19 protein-coding genes are annotated in these 21463 nt (G+C 43.6%); 9 read left to right on the plus strand and 10 right to left on the minus strand.

The window, feature by feature from the left end; all coding sequences use genetic code 11:
• Positions 1–8: 8 nt before the first annotated feature.
• On the minus strand, positions 9–1100 hold the full coding sequence (locus WS42_RS05770; RefSeq protein ID WP_022160398.1) for an efflux RND transporter periplasmic adaptor subunit: 1092 nt from the start codon (positions 1098–1100) through the stop codon (positions 9–11).
• Between the two features lie 126 nt (positions 1101–1226).
• Positions 1227–3071, minus strand: a complete 1845-nt coding sequence (locus tag WS42_RS05775) for an O-antigen ligase family protein (protein ID WP_195203539.1) — start codon at positions 3069–3071, stop codon at positions 1227–1229.
• 341 nt (positions 3072–3412) lie between these two features.
• Here WS42_RS05775 and WS42_RS05780 point away from each other — a divergent pair, with 341 nt between their 5' ends.
• On the plus strand, positions 3413–6628 hold the full coding sequence (locus tag WS42_RS05780; RefSeq protein WP_162609988.1) for a SusC/RagA family TonB-linked outer membrane protein: 3216 nt from the start codon (positions 3413–3415) through the stop codon (positions 6626–6628).
• Positions 6629–6640: 12 nt separating this feature from the next.
• The gene (locus tag WS42_RS05785) at positions 6641–8386 is read left to right on the plus strand and encodes a RagB/SusD family nutrient uptake outer membrane protein (protein ID WP_046450838.1); all 1746 of its coding nucleotides are present in this window, start codon (positions 6641–6643) and stop codon (positions 8384–8386) included.
• An 88-nt stretch (positions 8387–8474) separates the two neighbouring features.
• Here the strand turns inward: WS42_RS05785 and WS42_RS05790 are convergent, their stop codons facing one another.
• The 7 genes from WS42_RS05790 to WS42_RS05820 all read right to left on the minus strand — a co-directional run bounded on the left by WS42_RS05790 (position 8475) and on the right by WS42_RS05820 (position 12984).
• A complete protein-coding gene (locus WS42_RS05790; RefSeq protein WP_046402443.1) occupies positions 8475–9506 on the minus strand; it encodes a BF3164 family lipoprotein in 1032 nt (343 codons plus the stop codon).
• A gap of 79 nt (positions 9507–9585) precedes the next feature.
• Positions 9586–9843, minus strand: a complete 258-nt coding sequence (locus tag WS42_RS05795; RefSeq protein ID WP_046450839.1) for an NVEALA domain-containing protein — start codon at positions 9841–9843, stop codon at positions 9586–9588.
• A gap of 161 nt (positions 9844–10004) precedes the next feature.
• Positions 10005–10625 (minus strand): hypothetical protein, encoded by a 621-nt coding sequence (locus tag WS42_RS05800; protein ID WP_046450840.1) that lies wholly within the window; start codon positions 10623–10625, stop codon positions 10005–10007.
• Between the two features lie 14 nt (positions 10626–10639).
• The gene (locus WS42_RS05805; RefSeq protein ID WP_013612194.1) at positions 10640–11737 is read right to left on the minus strand and encodes a DUF4934 domain-containing protein; all 1098 of its coding nucleotides are present in this window, start codon (positions 11735–11737) and stop codon (positions 10640–10642) included.
• A gap of 77 nt (positions 11738–11814) precedes the next feature.
• A complete protein-coding gene (locus tag WS42_RS05810) occupies positions 11815–12108 on the minus strand; it encodes a hypothetical protein (RefSeq protein ID WP_013612195.1) in 294 nt (97 codons plus the stop codon).
• Positions 12109–12193: 85 nt separating this feature from the next.
• The gene (locus tag WS42_RS05815; RefSeq protein WP_046450841.1) at positions 12194–12613 is read right to left on the minus strand and encodes a DUF1573 domain-containing protein; all 420 of its coding nucleotides are present in this window, start codon (positions 12611–12613) and stop codon (positions 12194–12196) included.
• Between the two features lie 23 nt (positions 12614–12636).
• The gene (locus WS42_RS05820) at positions 12637–12984 is read right to left on the minus strand and encodes a hypothetical protein (RefSeq protein ID WP_087381482.1); all 348 of its coding nucleotides are present in this window, start codon (positions 12982–12984) and stop codon (positions 12637–12639) included.
• Between the two features lie 106 nt (positions 12985–13090).
• On the opposite strand from WS42_RS05820, the gene WS42_RS05825 reads away from it, so the two are divergent.
• The 5 genes from WS42_RS05825 to WS42_RS05845 all read left to right on the plus strand — a co-directional run bounded on the left by WS42_RS05825 (position 13091) and on the right by WS42_RS05845 (position 18510).
• Entirely contained in the window at positions 13091–14449 is a 1359-nt protein-coding gene (locus WS42_RS05825) for a sensor histidine kinase (RefSeq protein WP_046402424.1), read from the plus strand.
• 94 nt (positions 14450–14543) lie between these two features.
• On the plus strand, positions 14544–15227 hold the full coding sequence (locus WS42_RS05830) for a response regulator transcription factor (protein WP_046402423.1): 684 nt from the start codon (positions 14544–14546) through the stop codon (positions 15225–15227).
• Positions 15228–15300: 73 nt separating this feature from the next.
• Entirely contained in the window at positions 15301–16176 is an 876-nt protein-coding gene (locus WS42_RS05835; protein ID WP_046402421.1) for a nucleoside phosphorylase, read from the plus strand.
• A 61-nt stretch (positions 16177–16237) separates the two neighbouring features.
• The gene (locus tag WS42_RS05840) at positions 16238–16723 is read left to right on the plus strand and encodes a DUF4293 domain-containing protein (protein WP_013612214.1); all 486 of its coding nucleotides are present in this window, start codon (positions 16238–16240) and stop codon (positions 16721–16723) included.
• A gap of 92 nt (positions 16724–16815) precedes the next feature.
• Positions 16816–18510, plus strand: a complete 1695-nt coding sequence (locus WS42_RS05845; protein ID WP_013612215.1) for a dipeptidase — start codon at positions 16816–16818, stop codon at positions 18508–18510.
• A gap of 79 nt (positions 18511–18589) precedes the next feature.
• On the opposite strand, the gene WS42_RS05850 is transcribed toward WS42_RS05845, so the two are convergent.
• Positions 18590–19324 carry a tRNA lysidine(34) synthetase gene (locus tag WS42_RS05850; RefSeq protein WP_022161469.1) on the minus strand — a complete coding sequence of 245 codons (735 nt, stop codon included), beginning with the start codon at positions 19322–19324 and terminating at the stop codon, positions 18590–18592.
• A gap of 226 nt (positions 19325–19550) precedes the next feature.
• Between WS42_RS05850 and pstS the strand changes: the two genes are divergently transcribed.
• Both pstS and pstC read left to right on the plus strand, forming a co-directional pair.
• Positions 19551–20609 (plus strand): phosphate ABC transporter substrate-binding protein PstS, encoded by a 1059-nt coding sequence (pstS, locus tag WS42_RS05855; RefSeq protein ID WP_013612217.1) that lies wholly within the window; start codon positions 19551–19553, stop codon positions 20607–20609.
• Between the two features lies 1 nt (position 20610).
• Entirely contained in the window at positions 20611–21462 is an 852-nt protein-coding gene (gene pstC / locus WS42_RS05860; protein WP_046402420.1) for a phosphate ABC transporter permease subunit PstC, read from the plus strand.
• The last annotated feature ends 1 nt before the right edge of the window (position 21463 follow it).

A 21463-nucleotide genomic window follows, 5' to 3' on the forward strand; every position in this document is an offset into this window, starting at 1 on the left:
AGGAACTACTACTCCTTTTTATTTATCAGCGTCACCTCACACTCGTGCGACAACCCCAGATTATTCTCGTAAATAGCCTCTTCCCCCTCTTTTAATCCCGATTCGATACACACTTCCCGGCTATTTTCAAATCCTGTTTCGACATATTTCCATATAGCCCGGCCGTTTTCGTAGACAAACACGACTTTTCTCCCCTGCCGCGGCAACACCGCTGTTTTCGGAACGATCAATTTATCGGCGATTTGCCGTTTAGCCAATATACTGACATTCATTCCATCCACCAACACTGCTTTGGGATTATCGGTTGTAGCCCTGACTTTCACCATACCGTTTTCATCGATTTTCGGATTCACTTCAGTCACCGTGCCTTTCAGGGTAACTTTATCGTTTGCATAAGGCGTAATCTCTACTTCCATCCCTGCCTTCAAATGGGCGATCTCGGTTTCCAGTACGTTAAACACAATCTCCATGGTAGCATCGTCGATTACCGAACAAACCTCTTTATAGGCAGAGGACTGATTGTATTCCTTCACCTCCAGATCGGCGATCACGCCGTCAAAAGGAGCATACACCGTGATGTTCGAATAATCGTACACCGCTTTTTCATATTCTTTAACCGCAGAGGTATAACCGATCTGTAATTTGATATTTTCCAGCCGGGTTTTAGAGATTACACGCTCGTCCAGCGTATCTTCCAATGAATTTATCCCCTCATTCATCAGCCGTCCCCTCAATTCCAGCTTCGCCTTTTCCCAGCTCAGGCGGGCAGCTTCCAACTGCTGACCGGCTTTCAGTTCGTCCACGCTCACGATGGGATCTCCTTTTTTCACCCTTTCTCCATTTTTCACATGTACTTTCCTGACCACATCATTCGTGATAAAAGCCAAAACCGCTTTCCGACGGGCATTAACTTTGCCATTACTGACCAATTCCATTTCAAAGGGAGCCAGCCGGGCTTTTGCAGCTTTCACCTCGATTTGGTCCTGTTTCTGGCTGATCCGGGCCAAATCTTTTTCTTCTTTTTTCTCCTCCTTCTTATTTCCACAACCACCGACAAGCCCCAAGGCAAGCATTAATGCAAAAAAAGCGATTTTATTCATATCTTTTCTTTAAAATATTGCGAAAGTATAATTAGTTGTAAATATATTAAAACTTTACAATCTCCCTTCACTTTTCCCCTTCTTTTTCAATCCGAACGGTACTTTTTAACAAATTCTCTCTTTTTCCTATGGTTTCAGTCTTTCTTCCAATTCTGCTTTCATTTCTTTTACGGCATCCGACATCACTTTGGGTTCTTTCTGAATCACCTGCCGGGCCATATCACGGCCTTTCTCCGATTGTCCGCTTTCGAAATACATTTTCGCCAATAAATAGATGGGATATAAACGATGAGGCACCATATAGGAAGCCTGCTTAAAACAGGCTTCAGCCTGTCCGAAATGCTTCAAGGCTTCGGCGTCTTTCCCCATAATATTATAGAACATCGGATCGGCACTGAGCCGTGTACCTTCTGTCAGAATCCGAATCCCTTCCTCATATTGCCCGGTTTTCGACAAACACTGTCCATACTCGAAAAGAAATTTCGGCTGGTCTTTCAAAAAAGGATATAAATCCCGGTAATGATCTACCGTTTCCTCAAAAATATCCATGCTGAAATAACGTTGTTCCTCTCCCCAACGGATATAAGCCTGCTTCCATTCCTCCTTATGCTCCGTCAATCGCCAGGTAATACCTGCCATCAAGAGAGAAGCTCCCATGACAAACCATGCACCCACAGTCCTTTTTCGTTCCTCCGCAGGCAGTTTCCGGTCATCCAGCGTACCGGCAAGCGCCATAAACAGAACGAATACAATCACCAAAGGAATCACACTCAACGGATAAGAAAAACAGGCGAACACCGAAAAGGCTGTCAGCCCTCCCAGCACCGCTCCTTTCTCGGGGCGGGAAGAATAGAGCAATTGCCGGACTGCCAACCCGACAGCCAATAAGAAAAGGATACTCCCGACAATCCCCAATTCCACCCCCAACTGCAGATATTCATTAAACCCGTATTCCGGCGAGCCGGCCACCCACTCTTCTTGTTCCGTAGCTTCCTCCGTGGCAAAATAAGCAGCCTGCGCTTTCCCGAATGCACCGCCAAAATAACCCAATCCACATCCCCCCCAAGGATTTTCGGCTATCGCCCGACCAGCGATTTTCCACATTAAACGGCGTCCATCGGCCGAATCTTTTTTCATCAGATAAAGTCCACTGAACAACAGCAACAGACACACCACACCGATACCCGCTACCCACCAAGCCTTTTTTCCCAGTTTTCGTCCCAGCTCTTTCAGCTGTTTCCTGATCCGGTAATAAAATGCCGTTACCACCCCGCATCCGGCAACCGCCGCCAACCAGCTGCTCCGGCTCATTCCGGCCGGCAAAATAGACAAAATCAACAACAGTATCCCCCAGACAAAGCCGGACTCCAACTTGTACCTCCACTCACCGACACTCTTTTGCCGACCGGGATACACCGATAAACAATAGAACAAAACGACCGGCAATACCATCACTAAAAATCCCGAATAAGGCCCCGGGTTAAAAAAAGATCCTGTCAGCCGGTAAAGCGAATGCCCCGAGGCGAACCAACCATACAATTGTCCGAACCCATAAATCGTCTCTACCAATCCCGCTCCCATGAGCGTCCACAACATCACCGTGACGGCATTCCGGCAAAGCGAAGAAAGCAGACGCAATAAAAAATAAAGGATCACAAACAAAATCCATAATTCTGTCCGATAACCGACCATCCCATCCCCATAAACCGAACGCAGCAGGACATATCCCCCCAACAACAATACCCCCGCATCCGGCAGGCGAAAACGAAATTTTTTCCGAACGCACCAAGCCACTGTAATACCACACAAAACTTCTATCCAAATCACCCGATAGAAACCGAAACGCACGGCCGTTACATGGCTTTCTGCCAGCTCACGATCACGATCGTACCAAAATACAAACAACAGTGCAGTCAACAAAAACACCACGATCCCTTTAGTTGTGGCAACCCACCGATTATCCGAAACCATCCGATTCTTTTAAAAATTAATATAGTGATCCCATATTCTGTTTCATCAAATAATCATAACGAATCAGAAAATAAGACAAATTTAAAGATTTTTCCGATATAAGCCGTTTTAATACACCATATATATAAAAAAATCGGAAATTATAATAGAATTCGGAGATACCCGTTGGGGAAATATTCCACAAACCGGGGAATTATTACTCAGCTATCGCTTGTGTAATTAAAATGTAAATAATTGTTTATCAGTTGTAAAATCTTGCAAAATCCGGTTGGCATGTGTTTTATTGGATGCTATAGTATATTCAAAAAATGGAAAATATGCACAATCTGAAAAAATTTAATATGAATAGAAAGTATAGAGTCCGGATACGATGCCTGACCTTTCTGGTAACTTTGTTCTGGCTGCCGCTTCATGCTCAGGAGGCCGGAAAAGAATTCCGGCCGGCCGGTGAACCGATTTCTTATGCAGAAAAGGATAACCGGAAAAAATCTCCGGAACCGTTGGAAGACCAAAAGGATAAGTTGAAAAAACAGCATATCATTACAGTCAAGGGACGAGTGACCGACGCTGCCGGAGAACCTTTGATCGGTGTAAATGTACTGATCAAAGAAAGCGGCACAGGGCAAGTGACCGATCTTAACGGCGAATTCAAATTACCGGATATCCGGTTCGGTTCCCCGTTACGCATCTCCTTTATCGGATACAAACCCCTCGAGGTCAATGCGCGGGAAAATATGCGCCTTACCTTGTATGAAGACCGGACAAAATTGGATGAAGTAGTTATAGTAGGATATGGTTCACAGAAAAAGGCAAATCTCTCCGGAGCTGTTTCCTCGGTTAACATCGATGCCTTGGCCGAGCGGCCAGTCACCAATGCCGAGAATGCCCTGGCCGGATTGGCCTCAGGACTGACCGTAACCAATTCGGGGGGGAATACCCCGGGTTTCGAGACTTCTACGATCCGGATCCGGGGTGTCGGTACATTGAACAATGCCGATCCGCTCGTGGTGATCGATGGCGTAGCCGGTTGTGCTATCAGTGATATCAATCCCCAGGATATAAAAAACATTTCGATACTGAAAGATGCCGCTTCGTCGGCCATCTACGGTTCGCGGGCTGCCAACGGAGTGATCCTGATTACCACAAAAACCGGATACGAAGGCAGTGCCAAAATTACGTACAGCGGCAATTTCTCGTTTGAAAAGGTAGCTAAACGTTTGAATCTGGTCACCGACTATGCCGATTTTATGGAGATTCAGAATGCGGCTCTGAGTGCTAACGGGCAAGCCCCCCGTTTCTCCCAGACCTCCATCGACGCCTGGCGCAATGACAACGGAGCTAACCCCACCGTTTATCCCAATACCGACTGGCAGGATCATATTTACCGGAATCCGTCGGTGGTACAGAATCATAATCTTTCGGCTATCGGAGGAACGAAAACGGTACGTTATAACCTGTCTCTGGGCTATGTGAAAAATCCGGGTATCGTTTATAATACCGATTATGAGCGTTATCAATTGCGTTCGAATGTCGAAGTCGACATCAAACCCTGGATCACTGCCGGAATGAACATCTTCGGTTATATGGATTCCAATAATCCGAATGCCGAAAATGCTACCAACGGAGGAGACGTGATATTCGGTTCGGGAGCATTGAATACAGTTCCCGGCATGACGCTCTATGACCCTGAAACGGGTCTGTACGGAGGTGTGCAAAATCCGGAGGAAGAGAACGTCAGCAATTTTAATCCTTACCGGCGTATGTGGTTTTACAAAGAGGATTTTCCGATAAAAACCCGTCGTATTGTCCCCAAACTGTTTGCCCGTTTGTCACCGGTAGAAGGTTTGACCCTGAGTGCTTCGTTCACCTATAACTCCTGGGAACGGAATGAAGAATATCAATTATGCGACAAAAATTTATATCGCTTTACACTGGATGGACCTGTACTGCTGCGGGAAGGTACGGTCCGTACTTATATCAACCGGTATAATCGTCGGAATACGTTCCGGACTTCGGATGTGACGGCACGCTATGAATGGAATGTCAGCAAACTGAATGCTTCTGCACTGGTTGGTATCAGTCAGGAATACAATAAACGGGAAGACGAACGGTTCAGGAAATACGATCTGGCCGACGATGCTCTGACCAGTATCAACGGGGGGAGTACCAACGGTGAGATTGAAGGAAACTATACAGAATGGGCCATGCGTTCATATTTCGGCCGGATAAACCTGTCGTGGGACGATAAATATCTACTGGAAGTAAACCTGCGGGCAGACGGTTCCTCCCGTTTTGCCCCCGATAAGCGCTGGGGATGGTTTCCTTCCGTATCCGCCGGTTGGAGCATTTCGGAAGAACCCTTCCTGAAAAAAGCTGCCGGTTGGCTGGATATGCTGAAACTGCGGGTTTCTTACGGTACACTCGGCAACAACGCCACATCGACTTTCTATATGTATCAGCCCCTCTATGCTTCAGCCAATTACGTACTGGGCAATGCGGTGGCCAGTGGCCTGGCACAGACCACCCTCGCCAATCCCAATCTCACCTGGGAGACGACGCACATGACCAATATCGGTCTGGATTACGGGTTGTTTGCCCATCGTTTAAGTGGTTCTGTGGATGTATTCAACAGGCTGACGACAGATATCCTGATTTCATTGCCGGCACCGTTAGAGCACGGCACTTCTGCTGTCCCCAACCAAAATGCCGGCAAGGTACGCAACCGGGGTATCGATTTCGATATCAGCTGGTTCGATCATATCGGCAGTATGACCTATTCTCTTGGCTTCCACATGGGATATGTCCGCAATAAAGTGACCAAATTTCAGGGGGAAGTCCCTTCTATTAACGGCGTTTATAAATTGCAGGAAGGAAAACCCATCAATCAGTTATATGTCATGTCTGTGGACCGTATTGTCCGCGATCAGTCCGATCTGGACTATGTACAGTCTCTGGTCGATAAAAATCCGGACTATTTCGCCACTTATCAAAGACCGGAATTGGGCGACTTCCTGTATGCAGATGCGAATCATGACGGGAATCTGGATGCCAACGACCGGATCGAGATCGGTAACGGCAACTCCCCCGCATTTACTTTCGGCGGTAATATCGGTATTTCCTGGAAAGGATTCGATTTCAGTATGTTGCTCCAAGGGGTAGGAAAACACAAAGTCTATTATAACAACCAGGCATTCCGGTTTGTCACTGTCATGGGGCAATCCTTGAATAAAGATATTACCGACCATGCCTGGACACCTGAAAATCCTTACAATTCCAAATATCCCCGGCTCCGGAACAATGCCAACAGTAAAAACAACATTGCCAGCGATGCCTTGGTGTTTAACGCCTCTTATTTACGGTGTAAGAACATTCAGTTAGGATACACGCTTCCCAGCCATATTTCGGAGAAATTTTTTGTCGAAAATCTCAAAATATATACCAGTATCGACAACTTGTTTACCTTAACGGATTTCCCCGGCCTGGACCCGGAAATAGCCGCCGGCGTAGGTTATCCTCAGTTGAGGCAATATTCAGTAGGAATCAATGTCACATTTTAAAATTCAGCACTAATGAAAGGACACTATATTTTTTCCGCTCTTTTAGGTATAGGTTTATTACTCCAAGGGTGTGAAACGCTCGATTATACTCCTGCCGACCAATTGAACGACAAAACGTTCTGGCGGACGGAGCAACATGCCAATCAGGCGGCCGTCGCTCTGTATGCTGCCATGAAAGCCGGCTGGGCTTTCGGACGCGACTTTACTTTCGATATGATATCCGATATTGCGGACGGTACGTCTCCCCATGCCGGAATTGCCCGGGGTACCTCTTTTTCATCCGGTGACGCTTCTGTCCAGAACACCTGGCAATATCTCTACGAAGTAGTACACCGTTCGAATACGGTCATCCGGAATGTCTCCGCCATGGATATCGATGAAACAGTGAAAACACGTGTCATAGGCGAAGCCAAATTCCTGCGTGCCATGGCCTATTTCAGAATGCTCAATTGCTGGGGAGGAGTACCTTATTACGATGAGAGCTGTATCATCGAAGAGGAATTCGCCACCTTGTCCAACCCGCGCGAATCGGCAGAAACCATCCGCGGTCACATTCTCGACGACCTGACGGATGCCATCTCCAAACTTCCTGTAGCCTGGGAAACATCCGATTACGGGCGTGCCACGAAAGGGGCTGCCTACGCTTTGCGCGGGAAGGTATATCTTTACAACCGGGAGTGGAGCAAGGCCATTGCCGATTTTGAAGAAATCGTCTACAACAAAACGAATAATTACGGCTATGAACTGCATCCGGATTACAATGAACTGTTCCGCTTGTACAACGGCAAACGCAGCAAAGAGATGATTTTCTCCATCCAGTCTCTGGACGGTAACGTGGCAGGGCACGGGCTGGAATTGTGCAGTTTTCTGGGCAATAAATCCACTATGCGCCTCATTGCCAGCAATTGTATCGTACCTTCGACCCACCTGGTGGATATGTACGAGAACCTCGATGGCAGTCCGTTTAACTGGGACGATATCTTTCCGGGATTCAACGACGGTAGTCCGGAATTCCGGCGTGATGTCCTGAGTGTTGTGATAGATGACGGGAGTACAAAGATTACCGACTTATTGAATTGTGACACAACTAAAGTCCTCGACGCATACCGCAAGCGGGATCCCCGCCTGTGCCTGAATGTCATTACGCCTTATTCCCATTATCTGGGAACAGACGCCGGTTCGGTGCCGATGGATAAGCAGTTTGTGCTTCACAATCCCCAAAAAGGCGGTTCACCGATGGAAGCACAGGCCTTTATCCGGAATTCCGAAGGCTGGAATTCTTATTTCTGGCGTAAATTTATTCCCACCGGTAATCTTGACGGTTATTGGGGAGAATATACGCGGGTACCTTATGAATTTCCGTTGATCCGCCTGGGGGATGTACTGTTGATGCTGGCAGAGGCATATAACGAAGATAACAGTTTAGACAAAGCCGTTACAGAACTCAACAAAGTACGCGACCGGGTGGGGATGCCGTCGTTGAACAATGGCAGCCCCTGGCTGGCTGTCAACAGCCAGGAAGAAATGCGGCAACGTATTCGTAACGAGCGGGCATATGAATTGCCGGCTGAGGGCCACCGTTATTGGGACCTGAGGCGTTGGGGTATCTATGGCCCGACAGTCAAAAATGCAACCGATATCTACGGCGATTTGATGTTTACACGTGAGTACCAGCCACGGCATGAGTTATGGCCTATCCCGCAGGTAGAACTGGAACGGAATCCTAATCTTCAGCACGATCAGAATCCCGGATGGTAAAATGAATGTAGGATTAAATGTTTGTATGAAAGGAGCCATCGTCTTTCATACAAACATTTAATCCGGCACACCGGCAGGAGAGAATAAATTACAGTTTAAAGCGATAGATTATCGATTCATCGTCGATATACCTGACTCCATAAATGAAGTGTTTATCGACACAAAAAGTGCTTATTGGAAAAGGTAATAAATATTTTTTTATTTTCTCACCTTTCCAATTAAAACAAAGAATTTCATTTGAAATAAATCCGGCTTTATTAGCTTTCGCATAACTTTCTGCAGAATAAGTAAAACAAATCATTTCATCAGAAACAGCCATCTTCATCAGGCCGGCTATACTTTCATTTATTCTGATTCCATAGCGTCCTGCTCTTTCACGAATAAGAGGGATGTGATTATATGGATTAAGAAATATACGATGGATATCTTTTCCTTCAATTTGATAAATCTCAAAAACATCGGATGCTAAGGTTAAAATAACAAATTTATTCTGAATATCATTTGAACTAATTTTTGTTTGGTATACACTCCCTCTATATATTCCTTCCACTCCTTCATAAGCAAAAGGATAATCGAAAAAACAACCGAGTATATTATTACTTGAATCAAGCAAACCAAAGTACCCTTCTTTAAACGATCCAACTGCAACTTTTACGTGATTGATTACCTCCATATGCCTGGGCCTAAAATCCACCGTATATGGATAAGCTTCTTTCTCTATATGGTAAGGAATTTTATTCTCAATCACATCAGAAATCGAAACATAATTTATTTCTTTCTGCATAGCATCCAAAAAAACCAATTTTGACCCACAAACCGTAAATCCAGTTCCTATTTGAAGATATTCACCAGGACCTCGTCCTCTTTTTCCTAATCTTTTTATGATCTTCTTCCCATTGACATCAATAAATGAAAAATGATATGTGTCATTCATATGCTTAGTTATCAAGACACTGTCCAAAATCGCCATATCAGTTATTCTATTAAAAACGTCATTCTTATCAGAATAAACACTGTCGTAGTCAGTGATTTCCTCGACAATATCGAAAACATCGATATCTGAACGCTTGCATGCATCACAAATGATAAGAAATAGCAGGATTTTCAAAATATACTTCATTTATATAATTGAAATTAAATTATTATAACTTAGGACTTATCATTTAAGTGATAAGTCCTATATACAATTAATCGATATATCAGGAGGGCCACATAGCATTTACCCGTTCTTTATCCTTAGAAGGATCAGTAGGATGTAATGCTATACAATTCCAATCATCAGATGGAATACAGTCATTAATATCAGGTTGTTCCGTTTGAGCAAGTGCTTCAATATTTTCATACAAAAGAGTCCCTAAAATGGAATTATTCGAACTATTGTAAACTCGGAAACTACTCAAAGTTACAATATTCACAAAAATCATAATTATTACATATTTGAAATATTTTTTCTTCATATACAAAACATTTGATATTAGACATAAGTGATTTTTAATCCAACTAGAACCTTGTTCTGTCAAATTTCGGTATGATAACACCTACCATCCGTTCCATTTTTCAATTATAAATACTTTCTCATCATCAATAAATTAGTTTAACAATTTGACTTACATACATTTCAAATACGACTTTTTATTATTTGAAAATAACTATCTGTTAATTCGGGTAATTCTTTGATCGGAGCAAAAATCAATTCTATCTTCAAATTTTCATCCAAGAGAAATAAGTAGGGAACATTTGATTCCTCTAAAGATAAATCGATCTTTTTTACTGAATATACTTCATGATCGATTTTATAATTCGATTTCAACAACGCCAATGTTCTCGCATTATCGTAATCTGACAAATAGATCACATTTTCTTTCCCAACAGATTTTAAAAATCGGGCAACACTGGGACACAGGTCATACAAACAAGCAGGACAATGAGTATTAGAAATTCTCAGCACTAATTTTTTACCATTCTTTACCAACTCCTTCAATAAAAGTGTTTTCTCATTTTCAGCTTTTATCACTATTTCAGGGGATAACCGGCACCCCTCGCTGACAAAGTACATTTTGAACCGAAGCAATGTATTCTCTAATTTCGTTATATACCCGTCCTTTTCAAGGGTAATTTTATATATTTCTCTTTTTAAAGTCTTTATCTCATTTTCTTTCAAAACTAATCTATATAAAATAAATACGATACAACAAATATTCAAAATAAATAATCCTGCATTTTTCCATTTTGCACCCATATACTATGTGATTTTTATTTTTTCAAACGATAAAGAACAATGACCGGATTATCCGATTCTTTCACATTCAATCTTGCAGCTATATCTGGAGCCCATTGGGTAAAAATATAAGCATTTTCCCAAGCAACGAAGTAACCGTCCGTATAAGTTAATGTTGAACCGAAGGGTACAAATATATCCTCTTCTTTATGCTTCGCTCCCGTAATTACTTCTCCTGTTCTTCTATAGAAGTAAGCCTCCTGACTATAACCTTTACGTACAAAAACGAAATAAATAACATCATCCCCAGCAACGACCTCTGTAATAATACCGGTCTTCGATCTCAGATTTTTTATATTATGCTGTATGTAATCATTCCCCAAAACATATTTATCTTTCCCAAAATCGACATAAAAAGCAGGACAGAAATGTCCCTTGTTAATCTGATAAATGGTATCACTCACTAAAGGAGAATAAGCCAATACTAAACTATCCACTCCATATCCAAATCCTCCTTCTGCGTAGCGGTTTAATGGACTTGCAGGCATAAATCCTTCCTTTATTCCCTCATCAAAATCATACCGGTAGTAATGACTGGCATCGCCTTTATTAAAAGAAGCACTTCCGAAAAAATAAAACCACCACTCACCGTTCTCCAAGGCAGCCTGAGCAGGAACCAACTTCGATTTCAGATTCCGGCTTTCGATGTAATTCCCTTCCAAATCGTAATAATAAAATTTATACCAACCCGGAAATACCAACCGATCATTTTTCTTATCAATCAAAAACGCTTTATGAGAATTACAAACATTTAATTCTCCAGGTGCACGGCCTATCGGAATCAATTTTTGGAATCTACCATTCCGGTCAAAAATATACAACCCTCCTGTAAATACAAAACAATAAAATTTTCCTTTATAATACTCCATGCGTCGGAACATCGAAGCGTCAATCAAACATTCGTCCGTCGTTTCCAAAGGGATATAAATCGCAGTGTCCACGATTTCGCTCATCGTCATCCATACATCATTAGCTATTTCAGGAACTTTAATTGTTACGACAGAAGGAACCTGTTGTTTTTGACAAGAAAAAATTAAAATTATCAACAATAATTGTAAAATTATTTTTAACATGTCTCACTAAATGAAAAAAGAAGCACCCAAAACATTTCAATAAATAAAATATTTTTGGCACATTCTTTTTATAATTACTACAATTTATTATAACAAGGAGTAATAGCACAACCTCTTCCCTCAGACATACAAAAATCCATCTCACCAGGGGCCGTTTCATGTGTTACAGGATCTTTTATTACACATGATATAAGCGTACTTCCACGATCTGGACATTCTGTAAACCCATTATCCCCGCATTCACCTTGAGCCAATCCCTCTACTTCATAAAGAGTCACATTCATGATACCATCATTAAAGCCAGTCTCAACATTCAAAGCAAACACTGTTGCAAAAAATCCCAAAAAGACATAAATAATTTTTCTAAACATAACCATCATTTTTAATATAACACAAAATCATCTTTACAAAAATAAAGACAACACAATAATACACTCTCTAATATCAAGACTTTCTTCATCTATCATTAAGAACAATCCCCTTTAAATTCAGTCTCAATAATTGTGAGGATGTATTACACAATACCTCAATCGATTTCATAAACCGGCCCAAAGAATTCGGTTCAAAAGTGACGAAAATCAACGTTTCTTCTCCGGGTTGTACCGGACGCTTTTCCCATCGAACTTCAGTACAGCCGCAAGAAGGCCGCACATCACGGATCAATAAGGGAACCTCGCCCGTATTACAGATCCGGAAAGAAATCTGTTTCTTTTCGCCATACCTCACAATATCCAGGTCGATAGTATCCCGTTCTATTCGAATAGTAGTCGGTGATGAATATAATAATTCAAACACTTCCGTAGAGTCTCCGAACAAGAACCAAAGTCCTGCAATACCAACCAAAGTAAGTGTTCCGATTATTAAAATCGATCGCATAGCACCACCTCTCATGTCAGTCTTTATTTATCGATTGGGATAAACACAGAAACATCGGGGTGATCTCCGGCCGATAACCGTTTGCCATACCACCTTTGTTCGTCCGGAGCATAACAAAGGGCTATTAAATCGGTGTCCAGTCTATAGGATTCAAGGATTCCTCCTTGCCGGTCGAATACAATCAAATTACTGCAATACTGAAAAACATTTCCCGGTACTTCATCCGATCGGCCAAAATACAGGGTGGAGCCACACTCATCGGCAACCCCAATATCCATCATCCCGAAGCGATTTAATACCATTACCGGATCAGAATTCTGATCCACACCCCAAAGGATAAAAAATAAACCGGTAAAAAACATTTTGCACATATCACATATTTTACTTAACTTTCCAAAACAAATTTCAGCATATTTTCTCAAACAACCTAATTGAAACAGTAGCAAAAACAGTAGCAATTTTTAATAATTTTATCTTATGAAAGGACACATAAAAATAGGTTGGTTCATTATCATTTCTACAATTATTATATTGTTTATTTTTCAGTTGTTCACACTGAAAGAGGTATACGAACATGAAAAATCTCTTCTCAGCCATACCATTGAAGACGTTTTAAAGGCAGATATCAGTCATTTGAATGTACTATGTATAAAGAAAGGGTGGAGTGCCAGTTATGCTCTTTCCCAAAACAAAATTCATTATAACATCCGTAATACAGATACGGTTATTCCGGTCAATGCCCATGTTAATTTGGATTCCCTTAACCGGATCATCGGCTATGATATCCGTAATCCCCGAAAATGGCAACCGGATACTTTAGCCCGGCTACTCGATACACACCTTGCCAGTGAAAATTTGCATGCATTACCTTACCGATTGACGTTAACGGATTCTCTGGGGACATTACTATCACAGTATTCTAACACGAAGCAACAGATCACCTCTCCGGAGATATCCCTTGTCTTTCCTCTTGGATACCTCGAAAAACATCTTCTAAAAGCAGAATTCAATTTCCCCCTGATTTTATTTTTCAAACTAGCCCTGGAACGTATTCTTACTTCTATCCTGCTCTTTATCCTGATTATTTGTCTGACTTATCTTCTTTATCGGCTATTGAAAAATGAAAAAAAACTACGGGATAATCAAAAAGCATTTACGCATACCCTAGTCCATAACCTACGCCGGCCGATACTGAATATAAAATGCCAGTTGGAAAATCTTTTGTCCGACCAGCAGGACAAAACCGCCATCTCCCTGAACGAAACCTATAAACGATGTAAACAATGGACCGATAAAACTTTGGAAGATATCGAAAATCTACTGACCTTTTCTGTCGATGCCTACGGTCTGAAAGCCTGTATACAACCGACCGATATCCGGGAATTATTAACACAAATCACAACGGAATACAGGCAAAACAATAGCATCGGCAAACAAATCGATATACAAACAGAAATTTCTCCTACCGTCCCCCTTGCACAGGTCGATCCTTTACTTTTATATAGTGCCTTGGGAAACTTATTAGGAAATGCGATTAAATATTCAGGAACAAAAGTCCGTATTCGGATAGGTTGCCGCCGGGAGGCAAAAAAATGGATATTGACAGTACAAGACGATGGTTACGGCATACCACCCGAAGAACAAAAATTCATTTTTCAGGAATACAAACGGGGACAACGTTATAAAGGAGATAAACAACGGAAAGGATTCGGACTGGGACTCTGTTATGTGGCAGCAGTCGTAAAAGCCCACCACGGACATATTCAGGTGAACAGTGACGGAAAGCAGGGAACAGAATTTATCATCGAAATACCACAGAGAAAAGCGAAAGACTAGAAGCTAAAGGCTAAAAAGGGTGATAAACAGAGAAAAGGGAGGTTAGATTTAATAAGTTGGAGAAGAGGGGCTAACGATATAATAATGAAAGAATATGAGTGTGATACGGATTTTATATGTAGAAGACGACCTCAATTTCGGGCGTATGACCAAGGTTTTCCTGGATCAGGCCGGCTTTCTGGTCGAATTGACGACAAATGTTGAAGAGGCCTGGAAGTTATTCCATACCCGAAGGCCGGATCTGTTATTGGTCGACCTGGACCTTGAAGGCAGCAAGAACGGAATCGACCTCATCCGGCAGATTATCACCGAAGTAAAACAGTATCCGGTTATCGTCTATAGTTCGCATACCGATCCGGCAACCGTGATCACCACCATTGAACTGGGAGTCATGGACCATATCGGTAAAGATACCGACCGCGAAGTCTTCCTGGCCAAACTCAGAAACATAGCCAAACGCAATTACTCCCAGACAGGTGAAAACCCGCGATATAAACTATCGGCCATCACCACTTACAACCAGAGAAACGGAGTATTGACCATAGGAAACAAAAGTCATAAACTGAAAGGGAAAGATATGCGATTGCTGCAATTGCTGTGCCTGCACTTCAATGAATGGGTATCGCCCAAGGAATTAAGTTTCGGTTTGTGGGGAATGGAAAAAAATATCGGGGAACTGAAAAGATACATCGGCCATCTCCGCCAGGAACTGAGTGAAGATCCCGCGCTAAGCATCGAGAACAAACACGGGGGGTACTATAAGCTGCAAGGAGAATAAAGAACCGGATTATTTGGTTAATAAACCAAACATCGTTAAATTTGACTGCGTTTAAAGCATAAAGAAAAACAATATGGCCTCTATAAAATCTTCAGAACTGATTACCAATGAGGACGGCAGTATTTTCCATCTGCATTTACTTCCGGAGGACCTTGCCGACGATATCATTCTGGTCGGTGACCCGGGACGGGTGGAAACCATCGCCTCCCATTTTCAACAAATCGAGTTGAAAAAAAGTAACCGCGAATTTTACACCATCACCGGCAGTTACCGGGGTCACCGGCTTTCCGTGATTTCCACCGGTATCGGTCCGGATAATATCGATATCGTTATCAACGAATTGGATGCTCTGGCCCATATCGATTTGAAAACCAAAGAAATAAAAGCGATCGGCCGTACCCTGAATATCGTCCGTATCGGTACTTCCGGTTCGGTACAAGCCGACATTCCGGTAGATTCTTTTGTCATCTCGGAAAAAAGCATCGGCTGCGACGGGGTATTGAGGTTTTATGCAAACAACGAATCGGTTTGCGACCATCCGTTCGAAGAAGCTTTTATCCGGCATTGCCGATGGACCCCCTCTGCAGCCCGCCCTTATGTAGTCAATGCCGATCCCGGATTAGTAGACCGCCTGTATGACGAAGAACACACCATCAAAGGAGTTACCCTGACAGCAGTCGGATTTTACGGCCCGCAAGGACGTGTCCTGCGTCTGCCGCTAGCCATGCCGGGAATCAACGACCGGATCACCGCTTTCCGCTACGAAGGCTACAAAGTGACCAACTATGAAATGGAAAGTGCAGCTATCACAGGCCTTTGTAACCTTTTGGGGCATCGGGCCGCCACCATCTGCCTGATCATCGCCAACCGGATAAACGGAGATGCCTCCGCCGATTACCACAGCTATATGAATAAACTGATCCGCTATACCCTGGAAAAATTAAGCTAAAAGCTATAGGCTATAAGCCTTTTGCTTTTAGTATTTAGCATTTTATTTTTTACTTTATATTATGATTCAACGTATTCAATCTCTTTTTTTGCTTTGTACAGCAATTGTGACCGGACTGTTATTTTTTATGCCGGTTGCTTCCATTGTAGTTCCGAATAATTTTACCTATGCGTTTTATACGACAAAAGTGGTACAGGCCGGAAGTCCGTGTGTATTCATCACCTGGAACTGGATGTCATTGATCCTGAATGCCCTTATTACCACATTGGCAGTAGTCACTATTTTCATTCATCACAAAAAATCCAAGACGGTGAAACCGACTCTATTTCTGCAATTGCGTCTTTGTATTGTCAATATCGTGCTTCAATTGGGGTTAATCGTCCTGATGTGGCTACAAGTGCGTCAACGTAGCAACGAACTCAATGCCGAATGGTTTGCCGATATCAGTTTTATCTTTCCACTGATCGGTGTGATCTTCACGTGGCTGGCTATCCGGGGAATTGTGAAAGATATCACCTTACTGAAATCGTTCGACCGGATTCGGTAAACGATACCGCTACAGCCCATAACAGCTGTAGTGGCCATTGGAAAACGGAAAATCTAAATCGTAAACTATAACATTTCCTTAATCTAAATCGTATGTTCAAAATTTGTTGTGCTAGTTTATTTCTTATAGCGATAACTTTTATCAAAGTTTCTGCTTGTACTAATTTCTTACTCACCCGGGGAGCCACTCAGGACGGATCGACGATGATCACCTATTCGGCCGACTCTCACGTATTGTATGGGGAACTTTATCATTGGCCTGCCGGTACCTGGCCTGCCGGAACGATGATGGATATCTATGAATGGGATACCGGTAAATATATGGGTAAAATCCCGCAGGCTGCCCAGACTTACAACGTAATCGGTAATATGAACGAATATCAATTGGCTATCGGTGAAACGACATACGGCGGACGTAAAGAACTGGAAAGTCAGCCGGGAGCTATTATCGACTACGGAAGTCTGATCTATATCACCCTGCAACGCGCTAAAAATGCCCGGGAAGCCATTGTCGTGATGACCGATCTGGTAGAGCGATACGGTTATGCCAGTTCAGGCGAATCTTTCTCCATCAGTGATCCTGATGAAGTATGGATTCTCGAAATGATCGGTAAAGGCGAAGGCGAAAAAGGAGCGGTATGGGTGGCCCGGATGGTCCCCGACGGTTATGTTTGTGCACATGCCAACCAGGCACGGATCACCACCTTCCCCCTGGAAGGAAAAACTTCCATTTCATCCGACCAGATGAAAAAAATCTATGATAAAGAAATTACAACGGTATATGCAAAAGATGTGATTTCTTTTGCCAAACAAAAAGGCCTTTATCCCCAGGACGGGAAAAATGCCGATTTCAGTTTTTCCGATACTTATGCTCCGGTAGATTTCAGTGGTGCCCGTGCCTGTGAAATCCGGGTATGGGCGTTCTTCAATGCTGTAAATCCCGATATGGCTCAGTACTGGAACTATGCCAAAGGGAAAATCGAACGTGACGGTAAAGGCTATGCGACAAACCGGATGCCCCTGTGGGTTAAACCGAACCGGAAAGTGGATGTACTGGAAGTCATGGATTTTATGCGTGATCACCTCGAAGGCACCGAATTGGATATGAGTAAAGATCCGGGAGCCGGTCCCTACGAATGCCCTTACAGATGGCGGCCGATGAGTTTCGAAGTCGATGGTAAAGAATATGTTCACGAACGGGCCACAGCCACCCAGCAAACCGGTTTTACCTTTGTATCACAAAGCCGCAGTTGGTTGCCGGATGCAGTAGGCGGTATCCTTTGGTTCGGTGTTGACGACGCTGCCAGTACCGTGTATTTCCCCATGTATTCCTGCTCCACCCGTGTTCCTCACGCTTATGCAGTCGGCAACGGCAGCATGATGGAATTCACCGATCAGGCAGCTTTCTGGGTTTTCAATCAGGTGACTAATTTCGCTTATACCCGTTATAATGCTATTCATCCGGAAATCCGGGAAAAACAAAAGGCTTTGGAATCCCAATACAAAACGTTTGTCGAAGGAATAGACTCCGGAGCTAAAGCACTATTCGACAAAGATCGTGCAGCAGCAATAGAATTCCTGACCGATTTCTCCTGCAATACCGGTAACCACCTGGTAGACACCTGGAGAGATTTCTACGGTTATCTTTTCTGCCGCTATATGGATGGTAATATCAAAACTGCGGTCCCGGGCGAAAAAAATCCTAAAGTAGAACAACCGCAACTACCCGAATGGTACCTCCGCACCATCATCGAAAAGGCCGGAGACAAACTACAGGTCATCGAATAAAAGGAGGAAAGATAAAAGGTATAAAGTATAAGGTAAAAGGTGGATTTTTCTCTTTTTTATCTTATACTTTTTCTCTTTCTTAGGGTAAGTATTCGGATTGGATATTTTTCATCGCCGCAAAGAGGTTGCCTTTTACGTGGGGAGATAAAGCTTCCATCTGTCGGATAATTTCAGCTACGGCATGACGGTTCGTCGCTCGTTCATGAGGACAATTCTTTTTCTGCTTTTTAAAATTCCGGTAGGCAGCATACCGGGTAGTTTCTTCATCGGTAAGATAGATAAAAGGACGGATCAGGGTAAACGTACGATCGAACATAGCCAACTTCGGTGGCATACTGGCAATCGTACCGTTAAACATCATACTCATCAGCAGACTCTCGATGGCATCGTCCCGGTGGTGTCCCAAGGCCAATTTATTACATCCGTATTCTTTCGCAATCCCGAACAAGGTCTTCCGGCGATTCCACGAACACACAAAACAGACCGGTTTACCGGAATCTTCTTTTACGGCAATAGCAATCGTACGATGTATAAACTCTACTCCCAGCTGTTCACAAAATTGCCTTACATACTCACCGTCGACTTCGTAAGCGACATTTTCCACAGCAATATGAGCAGCCACAACCGTATAATTTTGTTTCGGATCACGGGCCCGCAATGCCAATACTTCCAATAAAGCCAAAGAATCCTTTCCTCCGGAGACTCCGACCAATATTCTATCACCCGGTTCGATCAGCTCATAATCATAAATGGCTTTTCCCGCCTTCCGGAAAAAATCCCGCATAAACAATTTTTCTTTCTTCTTGTCTTCCATTTCGTTCACTTACCAATAAAAACATATCGCCACAAAGTAAAAAGAAATTTCGCTCCCCGGCAATAGTCATCCGTACATTTACAGCAAGCTCTTCCATCGTCCCAGATTACAATCCGGTTAAGTGGAATTTTATCCGAAATACTGTAACAAAATCGTAATAATATTGTAACACTGGTGTAGCAACCACTTATTAATATTGCATTGTAAAAAACTAATCGTCAAAGACATGAACAAGTTAATCATTATCGCATTAGCACTCAGCCTGGCAGCTTGTGGCCATTCAAAGAAGAAGACCTCGGACCACAAAAGTAATATAGATCTGACAGCAGCAGGAGCCACTTTCCCGCTCCCCTATTACAATCTGGCTTTTAAAACCTATAAAGATTCTACCGGGGTATCGGTGACCTACGGCGGAATCGGCAGCGGTGGAGGTATACGCAGCCTGAAAGACCGGATCGTAGATTTTGCAGGCAGCGATGCTTATCTTTCTGAAGCAGAAATGGCGGAAATGCCGGCCCCGGTTGTACATATCCCGACTTGTATGGGTGCTGTCGTCATGGCTTACAACCTACCCGAAGTAAAAGAGCTGCAATTGACAGGTGACATGATCGCCGACATCTTCCTAGGCAAAATCACCCGTTGGAACGATCCCCGTATTCAACAAGTAAATCCGGGAGTTACCCTTCCCGACAAAGCGGTCAGCCCGGTATATCGCTCCGACGGTAGTGGTACCACCTATGTCTTCAGTGATTACCTGACAAAGATCAGTGCTCCGTGGGCAGAAAATATCGGAACCGGAAAAGCATTGAAATGGCCGGTAGGTATTGCCGCCAAGGGAAATCCAGGCGTAGCCGGGACAATCAGTCAAACTCCGGGGGCGATCGGTTATATCGGTTCGGAATACGCTTTTGCCTTGAAAATACCGGTAGCCAAACTGCAAAACAAGGCCGGAAATTTTGTAGCCCCCACAACCGAAAGCATCTCTGCTGCCGCAGATATCGAAATGCCGGCCGATACCCGCACCATGATCACCGACTCGCCGGTAGCCGATGCCTATCCGATCAGCTGCTTTACCTGGATTCTCCTTTATCAGGAACAAGCTTATAAAAACCGGCCTGAACCCCTGGCCCAAGCTACGGTGGAGCTGCTGAATTGGTTAACGAATCCGGAAGCCCAGGATATAACGACAAAAGTACATTATTCACCCCTGCCGGCTTCGACAGTGAAAAATGCCAAACAAATCCTGAAAACCATCACTTATAACGGTCAACCAATCCTAAAATAATATGCGTGATTATATTTTCAAACGGCTGTTATTTCTCTGCTCTTTATTGGTTCTGCTGATTTGTGGGGGAATGGTCTATTCCCTCGTAAGCGGGGCAGTACCGGCCTTTGAAAAATTCGGATTCTTTCATTTCATTTCTTCCGTAGAATGGGATCCTCGGCCCGGTAATGAGCAATATGGCGCCTTGGCATTCATCACGGGAACCATTATGACCTCATTTTTAGCCCTGGTATTTTGTATTCCGTTTTCTTTACCTGTGGCTTTATTCACCGGCGAATATTTCCGGGGTACCCGGGCAGCCACGATCATCGGTTCGGTCATCGACCTGCTGGCCGGTATCCCTTCGATTGTATACGGTTTGTGGGGATTTTATACCCTCCGACCCTTCATGGTCGATTTACAGCTGTCGGAACAGGGGTTCGGCATATTCACCGCAGCGGCCGTATTAGCCGTCATGATCATCCCTTATGCCTCTTCACTGAGTGCCGAGTTTATCTCTATGGTTCCCAAAGAATTGAAAGAAGGGGCCTACAGCCTGGGAGGTACACGTCTGGATGTGATCCGGCGGGTGATTTTCCCGGTCGCAGGTTCCGGAATATTCGCCAGTTATATCCTGGCCTTAGGAAGAGCATTGGGAGAGACGATGGCAGTCACGATGCTGATCGGCAATACCAATATCCTGCCTACGTCTTTCACTTCTACCGGCAACACGATGGCCAGTGTCATCGCCAACCAGTTCGGAGAAGCCGACGGCCTGAAACTCAGTTCCCTGATCGCTATCGGTCTATTGCTATTCCTCATCACCGCTATCATCAATTTCATCGGTAAGATGATCATGAAAAAATTAAGCTGAC

The organism is Odoribacter sp. N54.MGS-14, assembly GCF_000980295.1.
Taxonomy (GTDB): domain Bacteria; phylum Bacteroidota; class Bacteroidia; order Bacteroidales; family Marinifilaceae; genus Odoribacter; species Odoribacter splanchnicus.